Here is a 24,739-nt window from a genome sequence, read left to right on the forward strand (position 1 = left end):
TGGATTAGGACGCTTTTTATATGTTCACCCAATGGCTAATTTATTAGCGACTATTAAATAAATCTATCAAACATTAAAACTGCACCTGATGTTTTAATTTTGCGATCAATGTGCCGTTTTATATACAGTGCTATCACGTATCTTTAAATAAAGATTACTACATAAATTACTTAGCTGCATTTATCGTCTTTTTCTGTGAGCATTGAGCCTAAGAGAGTTTTCACAATGACGCATCGCTTTACGTTACTAGCCGATGTAGAGTTTGCAGAGCTTGGTACAGCTACCACTATTTTTAACCCAGGTGGCTCTGTCAAAGGGGCTATAGGTGTTCCAAAGTTTGCATTAGGTAAAGTCCCCATATAGTCAAAGGTAATTTTTGTTGACGCACTTAAAGTGTAAGATACAGATGAAGCAGCAGTGTTTTCGCCACTAAGATTTGTACCTAGCAAAAATTTATCAGAGCTAACGCCTACATCCGCCCCTAAAGGTTTCCATGGCCATGTGGAGCTTGCAGCATCGGTACGATAAATGGCAACGTCTACATTTTGGGTTGTGGGATTTTTCTGAAAACTGACACTGTAGTTAAGTTTTTTGTTTTTAGCTTCACGCTGTCCTTCTTGCAGTGCGGCTAAAACGGCATCGTTAGCCTTATTCACTTTCTGTCTATTTACAAAGGCAAACCAACTAGGAACTGCGATCGCAGCTAAAATTCCGATCATTAGTACCACTACAACCACTTCTATTAAGCTAAAGCCAGCATCCTGTTGGTGGTATCTAAAGGTATAACCCACTCTGTTAATTAGACATCGCTGTTTACTGATTTCATTTCTACTGTTTGGGTTAAATAACTTCAAACTTAACTTTTCCATAATGGCTGCCATTAAGTAATCCTTTGAACTTCAGCATCTACTTGGTATACAAATATCCGCGTCCTTGTACTCGTACACTTGCAGTTGGAAAATAGGTTTTTTTGCTATCACTATCATTTTTAAGTCTATTTGCGTCGGTTTCGATACGAGCAAGTGCATTGCCTCGGATAAAGACTTGTGCTGTTGTGTTAACTCGATCAACACAGGCATAAAAGCCAGTCATTTTATACGTATCACGAGTATTCAAAGTAGTTGTGTTTGGTGGTACTTTTGACCATGTAACAACACTGGGTGTAGTAGAATTAGCAGGGCACGTTGCTGCTATATTTTTTGATACATCGTCAGTTTTGGTTTGATCAATAAAGTCAACAAGTACCGTGGTATCGGCAGTGTAACTTGCTGTAGCTTTTGTCCAAGAATTCATCTTTTGTGTTATTGTGCCTATTCCATCAAGCTTAAATAAAGCAAAACCTTCACTAGGACACTGACCGACTAGATACTTCCCACAAGTTTGTGTACTACTAGGATCTGCTATACCATCCCTAATTTGCCATCGGGCGATACGAGCAGCTTTAGACCAAGTAGAACTAGTGTCTTTAATTAAATAGTAGGCAACTAATGAGTAAACAAAAGTATCATCTTTTTGAGTACCTGTAATTGTAATTGCTTGACTAACTAATTCTCGTTTCCAAAAGACAAGTACAGGAACTCTATCTGTTGCACTTGGACTAGGTAGTTGATTACCAGTTGTACTTGCATTTGGGCAAGTAGTAGTATCAGCAGTACCGGTTAGACAACCAATTCCAGTAGCATCATAAATATAGATTGCCTGTTGTAAATCACGAGCAATGTAATCTAGTGCAGCTTGAATTTCTTGCTCAGAATTTGCCTTGGCTTGCTCCTGCCGATCTGTGTTCAGAATATTGATCATGAAGCCGAGTAACGGTGTGATGATCAGGAATGCCAGGATCATGGCTACCAACAATTCAATTAGCGTAAAACCATCAACTTGCTGGATGCATTTGGAGCGTTTCAACTGGTTACTGAGCAGAAATTTTAGTGTCCTTATCATACTCCGGTATTCTCTTTGCTAATAGATGCACAGCGATCAATCTCATAATGTGAATTTGCCCAGTTTTTTATTGGCAAGTTTGATTTGTTGCAATACCTAGCCGTTTACATAAAGCCTGAAATGAAGTTGTACTGTTGCCAATATCGGTTGTCATTTCAATTAATGGTGCTTTGCGGCTACCTAATCCACCAGTGAAAGGTGTTTGCGTTTTTTTAGTATCATCGCTGGCTGTTAAGGGAAAGTCAGCATCTGCTCGATAAACCCTAATTCCCAGACGATAGCCATCGTTCACCCCAGCACTTTGAACAATAATTCGACTAGCCTGGATATAAAATGAATTGCCAGTATTGCTACTACAGTCTGGATTAGAAATGCTACCGTTCTTAAAGCAATATAAAGTAGTTGCATCTGTAGGAACGAGCATATTTGTAGTATTAATTAAATAGTCACCTGGGGTACCTGTTACAGGTGGTGTACCCGCTACATCTGAAACGCGTCTGGGCGCAGCTGATGTAGGAGCAGCAAGTGTAATGACTGTACTTGGCGGTGTAATAGCTCCAGTTCTGATGCCATCAATGAATGTTTTTGCCGCTTGAGTTGCGAGTTCCACCCGTCGAGACTGAACACGGGTTGCTGTTGCCAGGACTATTACTGGTGCGATCGCTGTTAGTAAAATAGCAACTACGAGTAATGCTACCAGCGACTCAATAATCGTAAAACCAGACTCATTACAAGAACGGATTGGTTGCTGTAGTTTGTGCTTAATCATTGCGAATCACTCACTTCTAAGATTTGATTATTAGTTGCAACGACGTTGATCTGCGTCGATTGCATAAGTGTCGTCGGTTTTTTTAGCACACAATAAAGTTGCCACCCAGGAGTCATCTCGACCAACTTCCCGGAAGTACTCATCAGGCAAATCATCTGGAGTTCTCACCAATTTTTGAGCAAACAAGTCAGGCGACTGAGAAAGCAACGCTACATCATAACCCCACTGCCGTTTAGGAGCTATATAGAAAGGTGCTTGACCGCTATTACCAACGATTGGATATGCTCCGCTTAAAGTTGTCGTAAATGGCCCAGTAGCAAAAGCACTGCGTTTAAACTGGATAAAAGAGCCGCTAATCCTTGCCGGCGTAGCATTTGCCGTACTATCGTCTGAGTTCCAGTTCTCTATAAACCTCACGAAGTTGTGTAAACCACCATTATCTTCATTGGAGCGTGCAGGTGTATCTCCAGCTGCTGCGGCTAAGTTGAAGGTGGTTGAAGTGGCTAATTGTAGCCAATTGTAGTGATTCGGGGTTTGACCACTGCCAGGGCCTATCCTTCTGCTGCTGTCAGGTGAGCCAGGACTCCCAAAAGGTACATTGATTTGTAAGACTTGTGACAAGCGCGGTTGAGCTTGCAGAGTAGGGGCGCTACTCGCTATGCTTAAAGATTTGTCGGCTGAATTGTTTGAATCATTTGTCTCGAACCATAGAGCAGTCGAGGATTTTCGCGGGAAGGAACTCACTGAGTAGGGAAACTCTGCTACATTACCACTTGAATCATCAATTCCCAGGGGTATAGGACGCTTAGGAGTATTAGTATCAGCGCTATCAATGACCAAGTTGCCACTGGTATCACGTTTAAACGCAACTCGACGGGGATACTTTGGATTTACTGTAGTAGCAGTCGTTTCTAAACCTGAAGCCGATTGACCTAGAATACTAACATTAGTTCCATCACCATTAATATCCCACGAGGTTCCATTTGGGGATAGCTTCACTTTCCAGTCTGTAGGTGCTGTACACGCTGAAACAGGTAGTTTCGGACAAACTTCCATTAAGTACTCGTTGAAATTTCCCCGTCGCTGAATTGGTGTGACAAAGTTATTAAGGTAAGAACTAAAGATATTTGGTATACCGCTGCTGTTATACCAATTAGCATTGGTAACGTAGGCGTTGGTCAAAAAGCCATTATTTTTAAAATTGGTTATGGAAGTAGTATCCCCCAAGTTATTGTTCAAGTCATAGTCTCCCTGATTGCGGAAACCCAACAGGAAGCTATTAGAAAGTAGGGTTACAGCATCTGCTATGACACTTGCAGGTCGCCATTCATCCCCAGTAGCACAATTTTGTAGCCTTGGATCACCCGAACGACAGGCAAAGTTAATGTTGAGATCGGTGCGAGTATAGAAGTTGTCCCAATCATCTTGTAATGCAGTTATGAACTCTTGTTGGGTGTGAAGATTAAAGTCACCCTTAACATATACAGGCAGATTAGAAGCCAAAATTAGCCCTTTTTCTGTGTCTCTATAAGAGTTTGTCCGCCAGATTTTTCCACCATTGACCAACATAATGGCGTTAGGACGGCGAGTTGGGTCAAGTATATAGTCAACAGGACTTACTGTCGTTTGGTTTACTCCCGTTGCACTCGCATCTAAAAGCGCATCATCACGGGTAGCATAGATAATGCCGCTATTTGGTAATAAGTATTCTGTTGTTGTAGCTACACCACCACTAATAGTTTTTCCTCGCAGCTTGTCAATATCTAATACTGTGGCTCGAATTTCTAGGGGTTGACGAGCTGCAAAGGCAAGATTGTAGTCAGCAGCATTTGCTACACTTGCTTTAATAATTGTTCCATTAGGTAATGTATAACCATCTGCATTAGTGAATGTTTCTACACCAGATGTTGACTCATCAGCATGAATTGCCTTAACTTGCCTGGGGTCGAGAAAGGCAGTTTCCATGATTGCACCGTGAGGAATGGCGGGAGTACCCTGAACGCTAATAGTGCCGTCTAAAATTTGTATGGCACAAAGTGCAGATTCAACAGCAGACCTTTGTGAGATAGTACGGTCAGCCGCACCTTTTGCCAAAGCATTCTTCAATGGCTCATTTACCCAACGCCCATTGGGATACTTCAAGTCTTTTTGGTAATTTAGGATGTTTGCATAAGTTGTTTCACTCGTAGTGAAATCAGCCGGTAAATTGTAAACTACACCGTTGTTGGAATTTCCGGCGTTGGCAGCAGTAACATTTGTACTAGGGTCAGAGCCAATAGGGGAGGCATTAGGTAAACCCTCTTTATTTATAGCACTGGTACTTTTAGTGGGATCATAGTAGCTACTAACACAAGCAATAGGTGCTGGAGTCTGCGAATTGTAACTTGCAATGTTGTAGTGATAAACTGCTGTTGCCCGCATCCGCAGGTAGGGCGTGTATTCGTCTAGTAGTTGTTGATCAGTCTTAGAACCTCTTACGGTAGTCGTAATACCTGATTTTAGTGAGCTTGAGCCGTTTGCTAATACAATAGTATTATCTTTAATACTAGTATTAGTTGCAGCATTCGGTGAGGCAACTGGCATCATGTCTGACCAGATATTTGTGGTAACACTAGCGGCTGTAGAAAAGTCTGCATCAGCAGTGATACTGTTAGCAACATCAGCCACACGGCCTATAGTAGTATAACGGCTAGGTAAATAAATTCCACCACTAGTAACTACCCGCAAGCCACCGACAGGATCTTGTGGATTTGTTGGGACTTTAGCTGCTGCTAATTCCCAGTCTCCATCTCTGTTTGTAGCTCCCAAATCAGCCAGTTGCTCTACGCGAGTGCGACGAGTGCGATCGCCTCCTCCAGTGTTGTTCCATGTAATACCTGTAATATTTTGAGTGTCTTGTGGATTTGGCCCAACAAAGCTTGTTCCATTCCACCAAAGTTGAGGTAAATTATTACCAACTGAAATGCGATCGCCTAAAAATGCTTCTTTACCGTCTGGGTCTTTTTGTAGAGTAGTTGGTTCAGTTGCATCAGGTAAAAGCTTTGTGCCACCACTTGCTGTATTCAGTGTCAGCTGAGTATAGTTACTGCCTGTCGTTTTACCATCGCTGGGGTCGGTTGGATAAATCCAAAGATCTGGGGGACGTAGCGTATCGCCACTACCATTTAGTGGACTGGTGGTCGTTTCGTAAGTGCCTAAAACAACACTCAATTCACTATTAAAAGGAACCTCTGTAAAAGGTACGCGACGGGTGCGCTTTTTAAAGTAAAGCTCTAGCTGTTGTTTGCGGAACTGAGCTTGTTCAGCTGCGGTGAAATCTGCTGCTGTTAAGCTACGCTTCTGGTATTCCTGGTTAATACCGTTGCTAACCTCTGTCGGGTCAGTACTAGCATCATTAGTCATCTGTGCAGAAACTAAGCGATTGATACGCTGCACATAAGCTAGGCTGTTATAAGCAATGTTCCTCGGACTTTCGGTAACTGATTTTTGAAAATTACTCTCAGTTGGATTGGTGCTTGTTCCCTGAAATAAATGTACTTTGGTACTGGGACTTTGATCACTATCATCTGTGAATCCACCAGCGGCGGTATTACCACCAATAAGTATTTTGGCGTTATCGGCTTCATAGAAACATGATGCTTTACTACTAACTTGATATAGCGTAATTCCTGATCCTCCCCCAGTCAAGAAGTTACTATTGGTAAAAATCCGCCCATTCAGTTTGAAGGCAGGACCTGGAGTGAGGTTGATATCATCCTCATAAATAACTGCATTGTTAACCACAGGAAGTTGCACGCGGTCTTGTTGATACTCTAGGGCAGAGAAGCCTTTATTGCCTTTATATGGCTCATAATTATTAGTATCAGCAGGTGTACCAGTAATAGGAACAGTTGCGGTGTAAGCAAAAAAACTTTTTTTCAGTTTGCCACCGATATTAAACCAGCCAGTATTACCTACTAAGGTGGCACTTGTGCCTAAAGTATCTCCACAATCTCCACTTACACCACCAGCCGTCATTGGTGGAGTTCTCGCCTCTAAGGAGTTTCTTGCACGGGTATATGCACCACTACTTATTGGAGGATTTTTAAAGTAAATTCCGTAGAGGGTATAACTATCAAATTTGCCGTTATTATCGGTATCGACAGGGTACAGCCACGCTGTTTTTAGTTCTGCTGAATCTTTAATTAGCTTCAGTTGAGTTTCATCGCCAAAGGTATATTCGTCTATATTAGTTGTCAAAGTAGAGTACAACGCATCGTCTGTTGGCGTAGCTCGTGGTAGCCGTCCATCTTGAAATAGCTTGTTTAATTTAGCTCTAGATCGATCAATTGCCGGAGTTGCAGCATTAAGTGCAGCCTCATTTACTCGAACATTACTAGCATTTTTGGAACGCTCAAAAGATCGGAATAAAATTGCAATTGTTAATAGTACAACAACTAAAGATACCATTGCTACCGTTGGCAATACAAACCCGGCATTTGCCGTACCACGTCTTCTATTGGTGGTAAAAATAGCTTTTATTAGCCAAACAATTTGCTTTTTTATTGTAGATAAAAACTGAGTACTAAGTTTTCTTAAACAAAATATTCCTGCCTTGAACAACTTGCGTCTTATAGACATAGAAGCTTCCCTGCCAAATGTTTTTTTTACAAATTTGAGGATATTGATTTTATAGGTAACTCAGCCTATATGTAAAATTGAATTAAAAGTGATAGTTATGATTTTTATGAAAATCAACCTTGTTTGAACATTGTTAAAAATGCATTGGCAAATTAACAAATATGATTTATACGATTTATATCATGGGTTCATTTTTGGGTTCATACCGAAAAATACTGAACTTTTAAAAATTATTTAATTTATGCCTGTTTATGAATTGAAAGAGGTAGGAGGTAGGAGGAGCAATTCACTTATAAGATTCGACCCCTCCTGAATTGAAGCCACTGAAAGAAAATTCACTGGGGGTCTTAAACCCAACATCGGTCTGCTTGCGGCAGGAAACAGATAGCGCAGCGTCTCGTAGAGAGTGTCGGGCAGTTTTCCTCTTGCCTCCTGCCTTCATCGATAAAAATTTATCCTTTTACAGAAGACTGATGTCACAGAAATAAAACCTGTATTTACAGGCTAATTAAGCTCTCTTTCATAGAGAAATAGTATGATTTAAAATTAACTTTGTAAAAACCTATTTCATTCAAAGGTAGCTTTATGAACATGTGGTCAGCATACTAAAGTTATAGTACCCATTTGTTAAAGTAAAAATATCAGTTATGGGCAAAATAATATAAAAAAATTTTAAATCTCCCTGTAATGGGGAAGCGGCAGAGCAAATATTCTTAATTTCAAGCAAATACGCAGTAATTAAGTTTAATAGTCAATAGCTGAATTACACTATCGTTTGTACAAATTATCTATTAGACTATTGATCTGACAACATAGAAGTTGGCTTGAAAAAAATTTCATACGGTACGAGAAATCGCCGTAGGAAACCAGGCTTTAGTACAGCAGAAGTTTCAGCATCAATAGGTAGGCACTGGGAGCGGTAGGCTTCAAGCGCCTCCATCTTCTTACTTTGAACAGAATGAATAGATATACGGTGAGCTGATGCTAATTCACCTAGTTTCAGGTCACGGAAGAGTAAAGATTTCCAGAGAATCCAAATAGGGTACTGGAAAATATCAACCTCAATTTCTGAGTATTGAATCGCCGCTAGCAGTAATTCATAAGTTACTTCGTGGTCTTTAATACGGTCTTGTCGGTGAGTCACATAAACCTCCCCAGGCTGGAAGGATTTCAGGAGTTGAGCAAGTTGTTCAATTGTTTGTTGGCGCTTGCTTGCATCTAGATATTGAAGCTGACTATCTGGTTTGTCAAGAAAGTAAATTTGGCTCTTGTCTATGCCTAAGATGCTTAAAGCACAAAGCGCTTCCTGCTTACGAATTGGAACTATTTCACCAGATTGAAACTTGGGATGTTTGCCATGACTTGCTGCTCCATCTGTGACAAAAACAATCTGGACTGGCACATTCTGTTCTCGCTTGAGTCTAATTAAACCACCACACCCCAAAACTTCATCATCCTGGTGCGGTGCAATTATCATCGCAGATTTCTGATTAACAAACATTTGCTTACTACCAATATGCAATAGCCAAAGAAACTGCACGCTACTTAGAAATTCAGGCAATTTATGATTGTATAGTCGCCATATTTTATTTTGTACTCGATCAAGAAAATGTTTGATGTTCAGCATTCTTTTCAATCCTATAGCCCATCTCTGAATCTCGGTTTCATTCATCTCTACAATATTGACTCGTGAGTTATATTTTATTCGGATTTATCTACCCAGAAAGAGAAACTACCGTTGTAGGTTTTTATATATGGCTGCTAAATCTGCTGCCTGCATATTTACTGTACGAACAGGTTTAATACCTTGGCGTAATTTATTAAGTAAATTAGTATCTGTTGCTAATAGCTCAAAAGCTTGAGTCCAAGCCTTAGTATCGTTAGCAGTCACTAACCAACCATCAATGCCATGCTTAACAAGTTCAGCAATACCCCCCAAGTTAGAGCCGATAACAGGTACAGATAGGGAGTGGGCTTCTAATACAACCAAAGGCCCAGTTTCCAGGCATTGGGAAGGTACAGCCAGTAAGTCATAGTTAGCTAGAGTTTGGGGAAGTTCAACTCTAGTTAGTTGTTTATTCACACGAATCCGAGGATCGTTTGCTATCAAATTAAAGATTTTTTGGCGATATCGTTCATCCTGTGTTATTCCATAAATGACCAACTCAATCTTGACAAGAGGCGGTAAATCTTTAACTGCCTGTACTAAAATCTCGATACCCTTATATATATCCCAGCGTCCTAAAAAAACTACTTTTAAAGGGTCTGATTGCTGTTTTGTCTGTGGTAATTTTTTTTGTGCAGTATAAGAAATTCCATGTCGAGAGAGAATGAGTTTTTCTTCAGGTATGCCGTTGATGAGTAGAGCTTTATAAAGCCAATCACACACTGTCACAATGCGGTCAGCATATTTTGCCATTTTGAGCAAACTTTTTTGGCGTGCAGCAACATAGCCAGGTACGACAAAAGGACGTACAAACCTTCCCAGATTGCCATCGTCTACTGAAGCTGGAAGATATGCACTCACAGGCATTGGTAGGCGACTGAGGAGATCCAAGGGCAAATGGCTCAAACTTTTGACCGTTGCAGCAGGTAGCTTTTTGCTCAAAGTATCAGCACACTGAGAACACCGCACCACATCAATTTTGCCATCGCAAACTTTCTGTCCATTGAACATCAAAGTAATTCGCTGGCAAACGGGTATAGCATAGTGTACTGTTAACACTGTTGCCATACCTAATTCTTTAGCTAATTGCAAATGAGGCAACCCACAATATACTTCCCAATGGTGCTGATGATATATGTCTGCTTTTTGGTTGGTTAACCAATTAGCGAAATATTCAAATTTCCCATGCGGGAATTGTCCATGATTCGGTTCTGTTTTGGGCGCAGGAAATACAGGATATCGATAAACTTCTACGTCGTTATATTTATAAGTCTCTTCTTTTGGGGAACCGTTACTAGCTGCTGCTATCAGGATGTCAATATCATGCGTAGGCTCCGCCAACGCTAAGAGCGATCGCAATTCTGGCAGTAAATCGTTGAGGTTTACTTGAATACCACCACATTTATCTGGAAAATAACGAGCAAGAGCTTGGATTACTTTCATAATAGGAATCTCCAGGACAGGAAATCTGCTCTTGCTATTTTATTCGCTGTATTGTGAATTACCCAGTAATATCTGTACTCCAATACAAATTAGATCACCCCTTCTCACCTAACGAATAAGAAAATAGGGTGATCTAGTTTTATCTGTATCTTCTCGAGGGTGTATTAGCTTTTACGATTCTGGTGCTGACTCAACCAGCTTGACAGTAGTTTGCGGCATTGATACTTTTACCAGCACTTTTTTGCTAAAAGATAGACCGTTTTCATTTTTATCAATGATAATCGTGTCTCCAGAGATAAAAGTATTTTCCAATAACTTGGTGGCAAGGGGGTTTTCTACTTCTCGCTGAATTGCCCGTTTGAGTGGACGGGCACCGTAAACTGGGTCGTAGCCTGATTCGACAAGGTAATCACAGGCAGATTGGGATATCTCAAAGAAGATTTTTTGCTCGCGCAGGAGATTTTCTACCCGTTTGAGTTGAATACGGATGATCTGCCGCATTTCCGTGCGATTTAAGGTATGGAAGAGAATAATGTCATCGACGCGGTTGAGAAATTCCGGGCGGAAATGCGATCGCAAAGCATCCATTACCCGCTTCCGCATCATTTCATACTTGGAATCATCACCAGATACATCCAAGATATGTTCGCTACCAATGTTACTGGTCATCACAATAACGCTGTTACGAAAATCTACCGTCCTTCCCTGAGAGTCAGTAATTCTCCCATCATCTAACACCTGCAATAAAATATTGAACACATCGGGGTGCGCCTTTTCGACTTCATCCAATAGCACCACTGAGTAAGGACGGCGACGAACCGCCTCGGAAAGCTGACCGCCTTCTTCATAGCCTACGTATCCTGGAGGCGCTCCTACTAACCGAGAAACTGAGTGTTTTTCCATATACTCAGACATATCTAAGCGCACTAATGCATCATCAGAATCAAAGAGAAACTGAGCTAAAGCACGGGCGAGTTCGGTTTTACCCACGCCTGTAGGACCCATGAACAAAAATGAACCAATGGGACGAGAGGGATCTTTCATCCCCGCACGGGCGCGACGAATTGCGGCTGCTACCGCTTCTACAGCCTCTTCTTGCCCAATGACTCGTTGATGTAAATGACTTTCTAGTTGCAGCAATTTTTGCCGTTCTGATTCCAATAGGCGATTGACGGGAATTCCTGTCCATTTGGCGACGATTTCGGCAATATCGGCTTCGGTGACTTGTTCTCGCAGCAACGTGGAACCTTGGTTTTGAATTTCTAAAAGGCTCGCTTCTTTGGCTTCGCGCTCGTGCTGCACTCCCTCCAATTTGCCATACTTCAGTTGGGCAGCTTTATTTAGGTCATAAGCACGTTCCGCCTGTTCAATTTGCACTCGCAGCGCATCTTCTTCTTTCTTTAAGGCGCTTATCGCCTCCAATATCTGCTTTTCGCCTTGCCATTGCTCATTAAATATTTGCTGCTTTTGGGTTAAATCGGCGATTTCTTGCTCAATGCGCTCCAAACGTTCTCTCGTTTGGGGGATACCCTTTTCTTCGCCAGCTAATGACAGCTTTTCCATTTCTAACTGCATGAGGCGGCGATCAATGGTTTCCAATTCTGCTGGTTTGGAGGTAATTTCCATTTTCAACTGTGCTGCTGCTTCATCCACCAAATCAATAGCTTTATCTGGTAAGAAGCGATCGCTAATATAACGTGCTGACAGTGTTGCTGCTGCTACCAACGCCGAATCAGAAATTTTGACGTTGTGATGCACTTCATAACGTTCTTTCAATCCCCGGAGAATGGAAATAGTATTTTCCACAGTTGGCTGATCGACAAATACTTGCTGAAAGCGGCGTTCTAGGGCAGCGTCTTTCTCAATGTGTTTGCGGAATTCGTCGAGGGTAGTAGCGCCAATACAACGCAGTTCTCCCCGCGCCAGCATTGGTTTGAGCAAATTTCCGGCATCCATTGCTCCTTGTTGATTGGAACCTGTGCCGACTACGGTATGCAATTCGTCAATAAACAGGACAATTTGACCATTAGATTCCGTAACTTCCCGTAGAACAGATTTTAGACGGTCTTCAAATTCACCTCGGTATTTTGCCCCAGCAATCAAACTACCCATATCTAAAGAGATAAGCTGGCGATTTTTCAAAGATTCGGGAACGTCACCGTTTACCATTCGCTGCGCTAAAGCTTCTGCGATCGCAGTTTTACCTACCCCAGGTTCACCAATCAATACAGGGTTATTTTTGCTACGACGAGACAAGACTTGAATTACCCGTCGAATTTCGTCATCCCGCCCAATCACTGGATCGAGTTTTCCAGATTTTGCCTGTTCTGTCAAATCTCTGCCAAATTTTTGTAAGGCTTCATAACGCGATTCTGGGCTTTGATCTGTTACCTTTTGGCTACCGCGAATGGTTTTGATAGCAGCTTCTAGTTTAGCTGCATCCGCACCAAAGCCTTTGAGTATCTTTCGTCCAACGCGATCGTCTTCAGCTAAGGCCAAAAGTATGTGTTCCACCGAAATGTAGGAATCTTTCATCCTGGCTCTAGCTTCCTCGGCTCGGTCTAGTAAAACATCTAAACTCCGGCTAAGGTAGAGTTGATCACTTTTACCAACTTTCGGCTGACGTTGGGTAAAGGCTTCTAACTGCTGTTGGAAGCGGATTGGATCGACCTCAGATCGAGCCAGGATACGTATTGCTAGACTAGTGGGTTCTTCTAACAGGGCGATAATTAAATGTTCAACATCTAGTTGCTGTTGTTGATAAGCACGGACTATATCCTGAGATTTAACAATCGCTTCCCAGGCTTTATCAGTAAATTTATTTGGATCTGTAGGTTGCATCTTTATAATTTTGGAATTTTGATTTTTAGTTTAGGGATTGGGGATTGCGTGTTGGGGATTGGAGATTGGAGACTGGGTATTGGAAAACTCTTCCCTAGTCCCTAATTATCCAAACATTCTCAGCGTCCGCGTGTATCTCCAGTGGCAATTTTGGATTGGTAATTGGCGATAGTTTAATCCATTACCTATTTCCTAATTTAAAACGAAAACACTGTTCTGAACGGACTTTTCCAAACGGTGCTATTAGAGCGATGTCTACGACGGGCTATTCGGCGTCGCTGTTAGTGTTCTTCATCAACACACAGTATGGGCGTAATACTAATAGGATTTACGCAGAGAAGTTCCCCTAACCCGCCTAAAAACGGGAGGCAAAAAGTGAAAAGTCTCGCGCGTCTGGGTTTACCCGGATAAGATGCCAGTATGCTGCAAGAATCAATCTCCCTGTATGTAGCTCAACTTTTCAAGACATCGGTGTGGATTTTTTTACAACTTTATTGCCTTTGATAGGGTTTTACTGGGTGGCTTAATTCGCTCCTTTTTGAGGCTTATCATTACTAACATCAAATAAATCTTCCGCTTCGTTGTTAACCCGTCTGGGAATTTATTCCCAGGCTGATAGCTAAAGTCCTTTCAAAAGGGCTAAATATAAAATTTTAAGCGATGTCGATGGCTAAACTCTGCGTGTTAGGGAAAATTTCAGTCCACCTAAGTGGACAGTAGCTCTGAGCCGCACAACTTAAGTTATGGGCAAGATGTCGGCCAATGCAACATCTTATCTTAACTGTCACAAAGACGTTGGTAATAGCCTTTTTAAGGAGGTGAGGGAGGAGCAAGCCTTAACCCGAGCTTATTAGCTTATATTCTTAATTATAAGAATTACTGACTCACAAGTTGCTCTTGTGATTCCTGTTTGACTGCTGACCCTTGAGTTCCCAGTTGGATCAGTTCAATTTTATACCCATCTGGATCTTCCACAAAAGCAATTACTGTCGAACCATGTTTCATCGGGCCTGGTTCGCGCACGATTTTACCGCCCTGATTGCGGATTTCCTCACACGTAGCGTAAATATCATCAACGCCAAGGGCAATGTGACCATAAGCATTACCCAATTCGTACTTTTCTACCCCCCAGTTGTAGGTTAATTCTATGACTGAGTTGTCGCTTTCGTCGCCATAGCCAACAAAAGCCAGGGTAAATTCTCCCCCTGGATAATCTTTTCGGCGCAGTAATTTCATTCCTAGAAGTTCACAGTAGAACTTTAAGGATTCTTCAAGGTTGCCCACCCGCAGCATTGTATGTAGTAATCGCATATTGACCTTTTCTCTGTAATTGATTTAGTGTTATTCTCTGCCAATATTTTACCTAGCTCAAAGTCTGAAGGTAGAAATGCGATGAAGGAAAAAGACAGGATAAACATTCTCTTACACGTTTTTGGCGTTGATCCCTATCCATATAATGAAAATCTTCTTTAATCTCAGCCAATAAAGTCTCTTAAACGCCTATGCTAGCGATTGGGTTAGGCAGATGGACTGTATGCGTAAGACACTCGAACAAAGGATAAAGTACAGATGAGTAAATTTCTAGATACTGCAATTGTTGCGATCGCAGCCCGTGAAATTCTTGATTCACGCGGTAGACCGACAATTGAAGCCGAAGTACATTTAGCCAACGGTGTTGTAGGACTGGCGCAGGTTCCCAGTGGTGCGTCTACTGGCACTTTTGAGGCTCACGAACTGCGTGATGGCGATAAAAGCCGTTATGGGGGCAAAGGCGTACTCAAAGCAGTACAAAACGTCAAGGAAGCACTTGCGCCAAAATTGTTAGGCTTGGATGTCCTCAACCAAGAACTGCTAGACCGGACAATGATCGCTATAGATGGTTCTGCGAACAAAAAAAATTTGGGGGCTAATGCGATTTTGGGGGTTTCCTTAGCAGCTGCTAAAGCTAGTGCTGAATCTTTAGTAATTCCTTTATATCGCTATTTGGGTGGGCCTTTAGCGAATTTGCTACCAGTGCCGTTGATGAATGTGATTAACGGTGGCGCACACGCATCAAATAACGTGGATTTTCAAGAGTTTATGATTGTCCCAATTGGCGCAACTTCCTTCCGGGAAGCGTTGCGCTGGGGTGCAGAGGTGTTTGCTACCCTCAGTCAAGTATTAGATGAAAAGGGTTTGCTTACTGGTGTGGGCGATGAAGGTGGTTTTGCCCCTAACCTAGAGTCTAATCAGGTGGCTTTGGAATTGCTGGTTGCTGCCATTAAGAAAGCTGGTTATAAACCAGGGGAAGAAGTAGCTTTGGCTTTGGATGTGGCGGCTAGTGAGTTTTACAAGAATGGTCAGTATGTTTACGATGGTAAACCTCACGCCCCGGCTGAGTTTATTGATTATTTAGGACAACTAGTTGACCAATACCCAATTGTGTCAATTGAGGATGGTTTACACGAAGAAGATTGGCAAAGTTGGCAATTGCTTACCCAGAAGTTAGGTTCGCGGGTGCAATTGGTAGGAGATGACTTGTTTGTTACCAACGCCACTCGCTTGCAAAGAGGCATCCAGGAAAAAGCCGCTAATGCCATTTTGATTAAACTCAATCAAATTGGTTCTCTTACCGAAACTTTGGAAACAATTGATTTGGCAACTCGCAACAGTATCCGTTCAGTAATTAGCCATCGTTCTGGTGAAACAGAAGACACAACGATCGCTGATTTAGCCGTAGCAACCCGTGCCGGTCAAATTAAAACAGGTTCCCTGTGTCGCAGCGAACGTGTAGCAAAATATAATCGCTTGCTGCGAATTGAAGATGAACTAGGCGATCGCGCCGTCTATGCTGGTGCTGTGGGTTTGGGGCCGAAGTAGAGACTGGGGACAAGGGGGATGAGGAAGATAAGGGAGAAATATTGAACAAGTTTCTTTTTTATCTCTTCCCAATCCCCAATCCCCAATACCCAATCCCCAATCCCCAATTACGGATAAAACCCCAACTTGGGCAACCCTAAGGTTTCATCCCAACCCATGATCAGGTTTAGACACTGAATCGCTTGGCCTGCCTGTCCTTTAATTAAATTGTCAATTGCTGACATGACAATCACGCGACCTGTGCGCGGGTCAACTTCTACACCGATATAACAAAGATTACTACCACTTGCCCACTTGGTTTGGGGGTAAACGCCGCTACCACAGACTCTCACCCAAGGAGAGTTTCGGTAAAAGGCTGAGAAAATTGTGATTAAATCATCTCGCACTAGACCGGGATCGCTCATTGTGGCATATACCGTTGCCAAAATACCGCGTACCATTGGGATAAGGTGCGGTGTGAATTGGATCATGAGTTCGTGACCAGCTAAGTCACTGCAAATTTGCTCAATTTCTGGGGTATGACGGTGACGGCCGATATTGAAAGCTGCTATAGAGTTGTCTGCTTCAGCTAGTAATAAATTAGTTTGAGCTTGCCGTCCACTGCTAGATGTACCAGATTTGGCATCGATAATAGCTGTTTCTGGCCTAATTAAGCCTTGCTTTAAGAGTGGCGAAAGTGCAAGAAGACTAGCGGTGGGATAGGAACCAGGACAGCCAACGAGTTGAGCTTCGGCAATGCGATCGCGATAAAGTTCTGGTAATCCATAAACTGCTGTAGCTGCAATGGTGCGATCACTTCTCTCAATGCCATACCAATTTGTATAAGTTGTCAAATTACTAAACCGATAGTCTGCACTCAAATCTAGTACTTTACATCCTTTTTCCAACAGTTTGGGCGCGATTTGGCAAGCTAGACCATTTGGTAAAGACAGGAAAACTACTTCACATCGGTGAGCAATTATTTCTGGTTCTACTGCTTCTATTAGCAGGTTAGTTGCATGAGCTAGATGCGGGTAGAGATCCCCAAAGGATTTTCCGATACTGCTCTCATCGCCTAAATAAACCAGTTCAACTTCTGGATGATCCATCAGTAGTCGTACCAACTGTACTCCGCCATAGCCCGACGCGCCAACAATCCCAACGGGTACGCGTCTAAATTTGCCCATGATCTGAAATCCTTATCCCATGAATGGTGAATTCGTTATCAGCTATCAACAATATCAGCGACTAGATCCACAGTGTACAAAACAGCTGAAACCCCTCTAGTTTTTTCCGACGCCGGAAGGAGTAAAGCGGCGAAATTGTCAAATATTTTCTTTGTCTCTCTTGTCTCCTTTGTCCTGTTCATTCTTGATTGTCGTTGCACTCTATTAATAAACCCCGATTTTAGGGGCAGAAATTTTTACTAGGTTATCAAATCATTGCTAGTCTACTCCTCTGCCTTATAAAGGAGCTACAATCTAAAAGGAGAAATTGTTAAAAAAATTTACGTTGGTAGCTGGAAATCTTTCTGTGTCACAGCCTAATACTAACCAAGCTTTTAAATTTGATTCGATTGATGCCGCCTTAGCAGACCTAAAAGCTGGTCGCGTCATTGTAGTGGTAGATGATGAAAATAGAGAAAATGAAGGCGACTTAATTTGTGCCGCCCAATTTGCCACACCCGACATGATTAATTTCATGGCGGTGGAAGCTAGAGGGCTGATTTGTTTGGCAATGACAGGCGATCGTCTAGACGAGCTAGACTTACCCTTGATGGTAAGCAACATTACAGATACTAACCAAACTGCTTTCACTGTAAGTATTGATGCCGGTCCAGAATTGGGTGTAACCACAGGCATCTCAGCAGAAGATCGCGCCCGCACTATTCAGGTTACTCTTAACCCAGCCACCAAACCTACCGATTTACGTCGTCCTGGTCATATTTTCCCGATTCGGGCTAAGGAGGGAGGCGTACTCAAACGCGCAGGACATACGGAAGCGGCTGTGGACTTAGCCCGACTAGCAGGACTATACCCAGCAGGAGTAATTTGTGAAATTCAAAACTCCGATGGTTCAATGGCGCGGTTGCAGCAGTTAGTCGAATATGCGAAACGTCACAATTTTAAAATCATTAGTATTGCGGATTTAATCAGTTATCGCCTACAGCACGATCGCCTCGTGTATCGTGAGGTGATTACTAAGCTGCCTAGTCAATTTGGCCAATTTGAAATTTACGCCTACCGCCACACCTTGGATAACACAGAACACGTTGCAATTGTCAAGGGCGATCCAGCTAACTTCAAAGATGAGCCAGTCATGGTGCGGATGCACTCAGAATGCTTAACTGGTGACGCTTTGGGTTCTTTGCGCTGCGATTGCCGGATGCAGTTACAAGCTGCACTGAAAATGATTGAGTCTGCTGGCCAAGGTGTAGTTGTATACCTACGCCAAGAAGGACGAGGAATCGGCTTGATTAATAAGCTGAAAGCCTACTCATTGCAGGATATGGGACTGGATACAGTAGAAGCAAATGAGCGTTTGGGATTTCCGGCAGACTTGCGAGATTACGGCATGGGGGCACAAATGCTCATGGATTTGGGCATAAAAAAGATACGTTTGATTACCAATAATCCCCGTAAAATTGCTGGAGTTAAGGGCTATGGCATGGAAGTAGTCGATCGCGTTCCATTGTTAATTGAGGCCAATGACTACAATTCCTATTACCTAGCGACAAAGGCGAAAAAGCTGGGTCACATGTTGTTACAGACTTATTTGGTAACAGTAGCAATTCATTGGCAAGATGACCCGGAAGCTGTGACGGAACGTTATGAACGCTTAGAAAAACTGCGACACTTAGTGAGAAGTAATGATTTATTGTTGCAGGAAGAAGCGCGTCCCTTAGCGATCGCTATATTTGACGAGCCATCTTTAACAGTACACTTGGGTTTTGATCAAGCAAAAGTTGCTAGCTGCGATTGGTATCAACAAAGTGGTCATCCTTATATACAGGCTATCTTCCAAATTCTAGACAACCTAGCAACTTTGCCTTACATCCAGAAACTAGAATTTCTGATTTCTTCTGGTTGCGATCCCTTGAGTAATTTACAAGTCCAACTGGATAGACAGACATTTTCGGATGGTACACTGCCTTCATCGATTAGCGATCGCCTGGAGACGCAGCAAATTTATAGTTTTAGCAAATAGCTTGGTTCAATAAATTTTGTCGGGTGTGTTATCGCAAAAGCGTAACGCACCATTTTTTATTTACTTACTCTATATATTGGTCTGACCTGCCGATAAGTATTAAGTAAGCTCAGAAATTTATTACCATCAAAATTTATCGGGTCAACTTTTTTACCAGAACGGTCTACTAGATGGTGCGTAGTGATGCGATCATCTGGGACTTGACTTTGAGCAATTAACCAAGCAAGAGAATTATATTGAGCCTCCGTATAGCCGCTATGGGTTTGTTGGCTGCTAGCGTCATAACTATCTGGCGGTGTTTCCAAAGAGACGTGATAAGCAAAATTATTCACAGACGCGGGCAAATTCGGATTAGTCTGCACAGTTTCCACTCCCTCGGAACTCTCAAATACTGAGTTAGCCGCACCAAAAGCCCGCTTTTCTGGCGGTACTAGATAAACCACCGTTCCGTCTAACTTGATTAAAGCGTGGTAACTTGCTTGTACACTTTCATCGTTATGGGCTACTTGAAAGAAATTAATCGCGCTGGAAGCAGAATAACCAGTTTCATGAAGGACGATAATCGGTTGGTTATTGACAAGAACGCCGTTAACATCTTGGGTGTATCTTTCTCCATAGTTACTTGGGTCAACCGAAGCAACTTGATAATTAGGTCTGTACTGTGCAAAAGCTTGAGTGGTTACATACCTTGCTACAGGTTTATTAGTCTTGACTGGGGACTTGATAACATTTTGAAATTTATTCTCTGGCTCTTTCGCTGATTGGAATTGCGCCTGGGGATATTTACTGAAAGCTGTAACCTGTGGATTGGATGTAAGGGATATTGTCGGATTGTTATGTAATTTTGTTGCTCGTCCAATTAGCAGTACTACAATTAGAGTGGCGAACATCAGCCAGATTAGTAGCACCCTAGTCACCCAGTCTGTAAACTTCATTTTTCTAATACCCGTAAAACCGTAGATATTAATTTATAGCTAAACTGGCGTGTCAGTTGTAGAGGCGCACTTCTGTAAACCCCTACCGCTTATGGTATCCAAATAATAATCGCTATATTACCTTAATTCTAGTCAAATATACGCTATTAATATATATGGGAATCCTAAGTAATTGTTTTAGATGGTTCCTCTGTCTTGGGAGCTATTTAAATGCTTTCAAAACTATTGCTGCTGGTTTAGGGAATAGTTGATGAATTGTTTCTCTACAATTCAAGATCGCAATCTCAAATCTAATATGGTTAGCGTTTATACTCTAATACGTGGTATTCGCATATCCAACCCGAAAACTAGAGATGATACCAAGACAGATTCAGAGCTCTCTTGGCATTGCATGTCTATAAAATGTTTTACATACACCTCCTTTACCACCCACTAACAGTTTATAAATATTGCGATTGCAGATGAAGCAATCGGTGAATTTTAGGGAAGACTGAGGTTACGTCCTTATTTTCCCTATTTTTCTGTGCTAATTATGAGTGAGCAACCGAATTCAATGCCTCCCCTGCGCCGAAGTCTCACTTCACAAGAAACCTGGGGGTTTGGATTTAGCGGTTTGCTTTTATGGTTAGGGACGGCTCCTGCTATGCATGCCGCACTAGGCCCGCAGGCGCTCTGCGTGTGGTTGCCTGGAACCATCATTGGCATACTGCTCAACCTGCAAGTTAAGCGGTTAGGGACATATTTCCCAGAGGTTGCTGGAGGCACCCCAAACTATATGACCCGCTTGCTCCAGCGATTGCCAAACTTGGCTCGCTATGGGGCGATTGGCTACCTGCTCGGCTGGGTCTCTGTTCCGCCTATGGATGCGATTATTCTGACCGATTTAATCAAGGCGAATCTGACTCCACTGGGCATTACTTGTCCAGAGACTCTACTCAGAATCGGGTTTACAGTTCTACCCTTTATCGTTGCCTTTAGTGGAACTCGCACGCTAGGCATTTTGCACTCTTTCTTTGTATTTCCGGCGATCGGGTTTCTTCTCACCTTTTGTCTCCAAGGCATTGGTTGGTTGAGTTTTGCCCCCACTAGCCCTGGGGTGCTGCCCGATCTGGGAGCAGGCATTTCCCTGATCGATTGGATGAAATGGTTCTTTATCGCCGTCTATGCGGTTTATGGTTGCGAGACGACATCTTCATTTGTGGCAGATAGCCTCCAACCCAGCGTTACTCTACGGTGTTTGCAGGTGACTGCTGGATTGATTCCGATCATCTATCTCGGTGGATCATGGGTTTTAATGCGGTTAGCCACAGCCCCCGGATTAGGTGATAGCGCCTATCTCAATCTAGTGGCAGCAGCCCAACCCTTCTGGGGCGCATTCGCCCCCGCTCTTGTCACCTTTCTAATTACGTCAGGGTGTCTCCTTAGCTCTGCGACCGCTGTTTCTAACTGTCCCCGGATTTTGTATCAGTTAGCCAAAGATGGCTACTTACCGCCCGTATTTGCCGTGTTGTCTCGCCGGGGAGTGTTTGAACCCAGCTTAATTTTTACCCTCGGGCTGAGTCTAATTTGCTTGGGGTGGGGCGATGTAGAACGGGTTGTGATGGTAACGGGCACCGGCTATCTGACTTCGATGATGGCAATTCACTTAGGTGAGTGGGTCAGTCGGCGGCGACCAGCAGCCCGATGGCCCTGGTGGTCGCTGAGTTTCTTTGGCATTGAAGCGATTGTTTTGGTAGTGGGCGGATTGGCATGGGGCTGGCAGGACTTAGCCATTGGATTGCTCCTGCCTGGACTGGTGAGCATAGCAGGCACTCAATTACCGCGCTTGAACGTCTCCCTGTTTCATCCCGATGGGTGGATGCAACGGTATCACCAGCAACCCCACACCAGCAAAACAGATTGGTTAGCATTTCAGGTGATGATCTTAATTAGCTTAGTGTGCAGTGCGGTGAGTATTGGCTGGTGGGCGAGGGCGGGTTTAGATCAAGTGGGTGTGGGGCAAGATGTCGCGTTGTTTACCATTTTGTTAGTGACGGTTGCCTTCGCGGGAGTAGCGATCGCCTGTTGGACTAGTCTGCCCCAAATTGCCGCCATTACTGAAGCCCGAGAACAGGTCGAACGCACACTGCTGGATTTGCAACAAGCCCAAACGCAACTCGTGCAGGCAGAAAAAATGTCAGCATTGGGTAATTTAGTTGCTGGGGTTGCTCACGAGATGAATAATCCTTTGGGCTTTATTTCTGCTACTCTCCAACAAGCTAAACCCACAATTGCTGATATTATTGAACACTTGAAACTCTATCAAGAAAGTTTAATCAAACCGGGTGATGACATTAAAGACCACGCCGAAGAAATTGACTTGGATTATAGCTTAGAAGACTTGCCCAAAATGATTGATGGAATGGTCATGGCCTGCGAACGCTTGAAAAATGTCAGCACCAGTCTTTGCACTTTCTCCCGTGCAGATAAAGATTATAAAGTACCTTTTAATATCCATAAAGGCATTGATAGCACAATTTTAATTCTCAAACATCGCCTGAAAGCAAATGAACAACGTCCAGCCATTGAAGTGATAGCTGAGTATGGTAACTTACCTGAGTTCGAGTGTTTCTCTGGGCAATTAAATCAGGTATTTATGAATATTCTGGCGAATGCTATTGACGCATTAGAAGAAGCAAATTCTGGGCGGAGTTTTAGAGAAATTAAGGAGAATCCCAACCAGATTATAATTACAACCTCAGTGGTAGATGAGAACGTAAAAATATCAATTGCTGATAATGGCAACGGAATAAGTGAAGGAGTCAAAGAAAAAATATTTGGTCATTTCTTTACTACAAAAGGAGTTGGTAAAGGTACGGGTTTAGGACTGGCGATCGCTCAGTCCATTGTGGTAGAAAAACATAACGGTTCACTGGTTGTAAATTCTACACTTGGTAAAGGAACTGAATTTATCATTACCTTACCAATTCTGACTCAGACTCAAAATTAGCTTGGTCGAGACTCTGAAATTTTTTAGTCATTATCTCTCCTACTAAATCGACTTTATCAATGGAGCTAAAAGACTCATTCACGAGTATTAAAGGGTGTATTACGCTTTTTCGCTAACACACCCTACGACCACGATCGCTTTATAATTGCGATGTCTACGACGGGCTACGCCTACGCAGTTCTGAAAATCCATAAGTACTTATCCCAATTCTCTTGATGGAGAAACGGTTTCGTTAATTTGAGAAGATGGTTTATTCAAAAAGAAATTCCAGATTCTTTGAATAGCTATTATTAGAAAACCAATCACAATCACTCCTGCTACCACTGGGAAAGCTAACGCCAGCAAAGACAGTCCGATTGCGATGACCAACTCAATGGTTGACACAACTGGATTGGTTAATCCACCTGAAACGCCAGTAGAACTTATCCGCAATAAATTCGTTAATCCCTGAGTTAATCCTGCGGTTCCACCACCTGCAATTAAAGCTAACGTCCATTGCACCAGTGGATTCATCTCTGGAGCAACAGATGCTGTTACGATTGTCCCGGCGATAAATGCCGCAGGTGTGGCAACAATATCCAGCAGATGATCTAACCAAGGAATGTAATAACCGATAATTTCTAGCGAACAAGCGACTGCAAATACAATTACAGCTTGAGGTGTTTCCAGCCAATCAAAGTTAGTCGGCAAATCAAAATGTCCAAAAACTGAAGCCACACTCAATGCTAGCAGTGGTACAAATACTCGAAAGCCAGCCGCCGCGCTCAAACTAATCCCCAGTAATAATTCAATAAATGTATTTAGATTGAACAAAGAATTTAAATCCATACTAAGACTCAAGTTATACTCCTGGTGTTTTTTCCATCTTTGAGCTGAACGGAGTAACAACTCTAAGCTGTGATCCCAAGATAATAAACTTGGCGAAAATATTTCATCTGACTATGTGTAGAATTCAGTGAAACCCCACCTGTGTGAATACTGCGTAGGTTTTGCCTAAAAAACAACTATACTCTGCTGCGTGGTGTTCGCATAGCCACAGGTAATGTCCCTCTGGAGTCAAGACATTCTTTAATCCACCCCAGTGCTGCTGGGGATCTTTTTCATCTAAAAGTTGACGCAACTAATTGAGAGGATTTTGATCATGCCTAGACTTACTGTTCCACCCAATTTCATCGGTACAGGAGGCTCCGATACTTTAATTGGGGAAGAGTTAAATGCATCTGTGGCAATTGGTACTGATATTTTAACTGGAGGTTTTATTCGTACACTCTCAGAAAATGACACTATCATCGGCAAAGGTACTGCTGACAACGGTAATGGCGACGGCGGTACGGCAACTGGAATCAGCAACGGTGGTAGTCTCAATGCTGGGGATGGAGAAGACACTATCGCTGGCAACGGTACTGGCGGCGACGGCGGCAAAGGTATTTACAGTGGCAACGGCGGTACGGGGATTGGCATCAGCAACACTGGCAGTCTGAATGCCGGAG

At 42.8% G+C, this 24,739-nt stretch carries 13 protein-coding genes and 3 pseudogenes; 5 read left to right on the forward strand and 11 right to left on the reverse strand.

Translation table 11 applies throughout. From position 1 onward, the window contains the following. Positions 1 to 170: 170 nt before the first annotated feature. From ACFE90_RS09230 to gloA, 8 genes are all read right to left on the reverse strand, one after another. Positions 171 to 881, reverse strand: coding sequence for a Tfp pilus assembly protein FimT/FimU (locus ACFE90_RS09230; RefSeq protein WP_375499776.1), 711 nt, complete (start codon positions 879 to 881; stop codon positions 171 to 173). Positions 882 to 906: 25 nt separating this feature from the next. Further along, on the reverse strand, positions 907 to 1,941 hold the full coding sequence (gene hpsC / locus ACFE90_RS09235; RefSeq protein WP_375499778.1) for a hormogonium polysaccharide secretion pseudopilin HpsC: 1,035 nt from the start codon (positions 1,939 to 1,941) through the stop codon (positions 907 to 909). 67 nt (positions 1,942 to 2,008) lie between these two features. Beyond that, a complete protein-coding gene (hpsB, locus tag ACFE90_RS09240) occupies positions 2,009 to 2,710 on the reverse strand; it encodes a hormogonium polysaccharide secretion pseudopilin HpsB (protein ID WP_375499780.1) in 702 nt (233 codons plus the stop codon). 30 nt (positions 2,711 to 2,740) lie between these two features. Next, entirely contained in the window at positions 2,741 to 7,330 is a 4,590-nt protein-coding gene (gene hpsA / locus ACFE90_RS09245) for a hormogonium polysaccharide biosynthesis protein HpsA (protein WP_375499782.1), read from the reverse strand. Between the two features lie 796 nt (positions 7,331 to 8,126). Then, complete coding sequence (locus ACFE90_RS09250; protein WP_375499784.1) at positions 8,127 to 8,957, reverse strand: PIG-L deacetylase family protein; 831 nt, start codon at positions 8,955 to 8,957, stop codon at positions 8,127 to 8,129. 105 nt (positions 8,958 to 9,062) lie between these two features. Next, a complete protein-coding gene (locus ACFE90_RS09255; RefSeq protein ID WP_375499786.1) occupies positions 9,063 to 10,439 on the reverse strand; it encodes a glycosyltransferase in 1,377 nt (458 codons plus the stop codon). A 171-nt stretch (positions 10,440 to 10,610) separates the two neighbouring features. After that, positions 10,611 to 13,280, reverse strand: coding sequence for an ATP-dependent chaperone ClpB (gene clpB, locus ACFE90_RS09260; RefSeq protein ID WP_375499788.1), 2,670 nt, complete (start codon positions 13,278 to 13,280; stop codon positions 10,611 to 10,613). Positions 13,281 to 14,156: 876 nt separating this feature from the next. Continuing rightward, entirely contained in the window at positions 14,157 to 14,591 is a 435-nt protein-coding gene (gene gloA, locus ACFE90_RS09265) for a lactoylglutathione lyase (RefSeq protein WP_375499790.1), read from the reverse strand. 258 nt (positions 14,592 to 14,849) lie between these two features. On the opposite strand from gloA, the gene eno reads away from it, so the two are divergent. Continuing rightward, positions 14,850 to 16,139: a phosphopyruvate hydratase gene (gene eno, locus ACFE90_RS09270; RefSeq protein WP_375499792.1), complete on the forward strand. Its 1,290-nt coding sequence runs from the start codon at positions 14,850 to 14,852 to the stop codon at positions 16,137 to 16,139. A gap of 107 nt (positions 16,140 to 16,246) precedes the next feature. Here eno and argC read toward each other — a convergent pair whose 3' ends face one another. Beyond that, positions 16,247 to 17,305 carry an N-acetyl-gamma-glutamyl-phosphate reductase gene (argC, locus tag ACFE90_RS09275; RefSeq protein ID WP_375499794.1) on the reverse strand — a complete coding sequence of 353 codons (1,059 nt, stop codon included), beginning with the start codon at positions 17,303 to 17,305 and terminating at the stop codon, positions 16,247 to 16,249. A gap of 346 nt (positions 17,306 to 17,651) precedes the next feature. Here argC and ribBA point away from each other — a divergent pair, with 346 nt between their 5' ends. Then, entirely contained in the window at positions 17,652 to 19,325 is a 1,674-nt protein-coding gene (gene ribBA, locus ACFE90_RS09280; protein ID WP_375499796.1) for a bifunctional 3,4-dihydroxy-2-butanone-4-phosphate synthase/GTP cyclohydrolase II, read from the forward strand. A 56-nt stretch (positions 19,326 to 19,381) separates the two neighbouring features. Here ribBA and ACFE90_RS09285 read toward each other — a convergent pair whose 3' ends face one another. Further along, positions 19,382 to 20,260: an N-acetylmuramoyl-L-alanine amidase gene (locus ACFE90_RS09285; RefSeq protein ID WP_375499798.1), complete on the reverse strand. Its 879-nt coding sequence runs from the start codon at positions 20,258 to 20,260 to the stop codon at positions 19,382 to 19,384. Between the two features lie 553 nt (positions 20,261 to 20,813). On the opposite strand from ACFE90_RS09285, the pseudogene ACFE90_RS09290 reads away from it, so the two are divergent. Both ACFE90_RS09290 and ACFE90_RS09295 read left to right on the forward strand, forming a co-directional pair. Then, positions 20,814 to 21,821, forward strand: a pseudogene (locus tag ACFE90_RS09290) (PAS domain-containing sensor histidine kinase); the annotation flags it as partial. A gap of 564 nt (positions 21,822 to 22,385) precedes the next feature. After that, a pseudogene (locus ACFE90_RS09295) lies at positions 22,386 to 23,249 on the forward strand (sensor histidine kinase); the annotation flags it as partial. A gap of 198 nt (positions 23,250 to 23,447) precedes the next feature. Here ACFE90_RS09295 and ACFE90_RS09300 read toward each other — a convergent pair. After that, positions 23,448 to 24,077 (reverse strand): DUF4126 domain-containing protein, encoded by a 630-nt coding sequence (locus ACFE90_RS09300; RefSeq protein ID WP_375499800.1) that lies wholly within the window; start codon positions 24,075 to 24,077, stop codon positions 23,448 to 23,450. Between the two features lie 313 nt (positions 24,078 to 24,390). Here ACFE90_RS09300 and ACFE90_RS09305 point away from each other — a divergent pair. After that, positions 24,391 to 24,739: pseudogene (locus ACFE90_RS09305) on the forward strand (hypothetical protein); the annotation flags it as partial.

It is taken from the genome of uncultured Nostoc sp. (assembly GCF_964245445.1).
GTDB lineage: Bacteria > Cyanobacteriota > Cyanobacteriia > Cyanobacteriales > Nostocaceae > Nostoc.

Coding starts and splice junctions, on each gene's coding strand:
- argC (WP_375499794.1), bottom strand. CDS start 17,305: ATGGGCAAATTTAGACGCGTACCCGTTGGGATTGTTGGCGCGTCGGGC.
- clpB (WP_375499788.1), bottom strand. CDS start 13,280: ATGCAACCTACAGATCCAAATAAATTTACTGATAAAGCCTGGGAAGCG.
- eno (WP_375499792.1), top strand. CDS start 14,850: ATGAGTAAATTTCTAGATACTGCAATTGTTGCGATCGCAGCCCGTGAA.
- ACFE90_RS09255 (WP_375499786.1), bottom strand. CDS start 10,439: ATGAAAGTAATCCAAGCTCTTGCTCGTTATTTTCCAGATAAATGTGGT.
- ACFE90_RS09300 (WP_375499800.1), bottom strand. CDS start 24,077: ATGGATTTAAATTCTTTGTTCAATCTAAATACATTTATTGAATTATTA.
- gloA (WP_375499790.1), bottom strand. CDS start 14,591: ATGCGATTACTACATACAATGCTGCGGGTGGGCAACCTTGAAGAATCC.
- ACFE90_RS09250 (WP_375499784.1), bottom strand. CDS start 8,957: ATGCTGAACATCAAACATTTTCTTGATCGAGTACAAAATAAAATATGG.
- hpsC (WP_375499778.1), bottom strand. CDS start 1,941: ATGATAAGGACACTAAAATTTCTGCTCAGTAACCAGTTGAAACGCTCC.
- hpsB (WP_375499780.1), bottom strand. CDS start 2,710: ATGATTAAGCACAAACTACAGCAACCAATCCGTTCTTGTAATGAGTCT.
- ACFE90_RS09285 (WP_375499798.1), bottom strand. CDS start 20,260: ATGAAGTTTACAGACTGGGTGACTAGGGTGCTACTAATCTGGCTGATG.
- hpsA (WP_375499782.1), bottom strand. CDS start 7,330: ATGTCTATAAGACGCAAGTTGTTCAAGGCAGGAATATTTTGTTTAAGA.
- ACFE90_RS09230 (WP_375499776.1), bottom strand. CDS start 881: ATGGCAGCCATTATGGAAAAGTTAAGTTTGAAGTTATTTAACCCAAAC.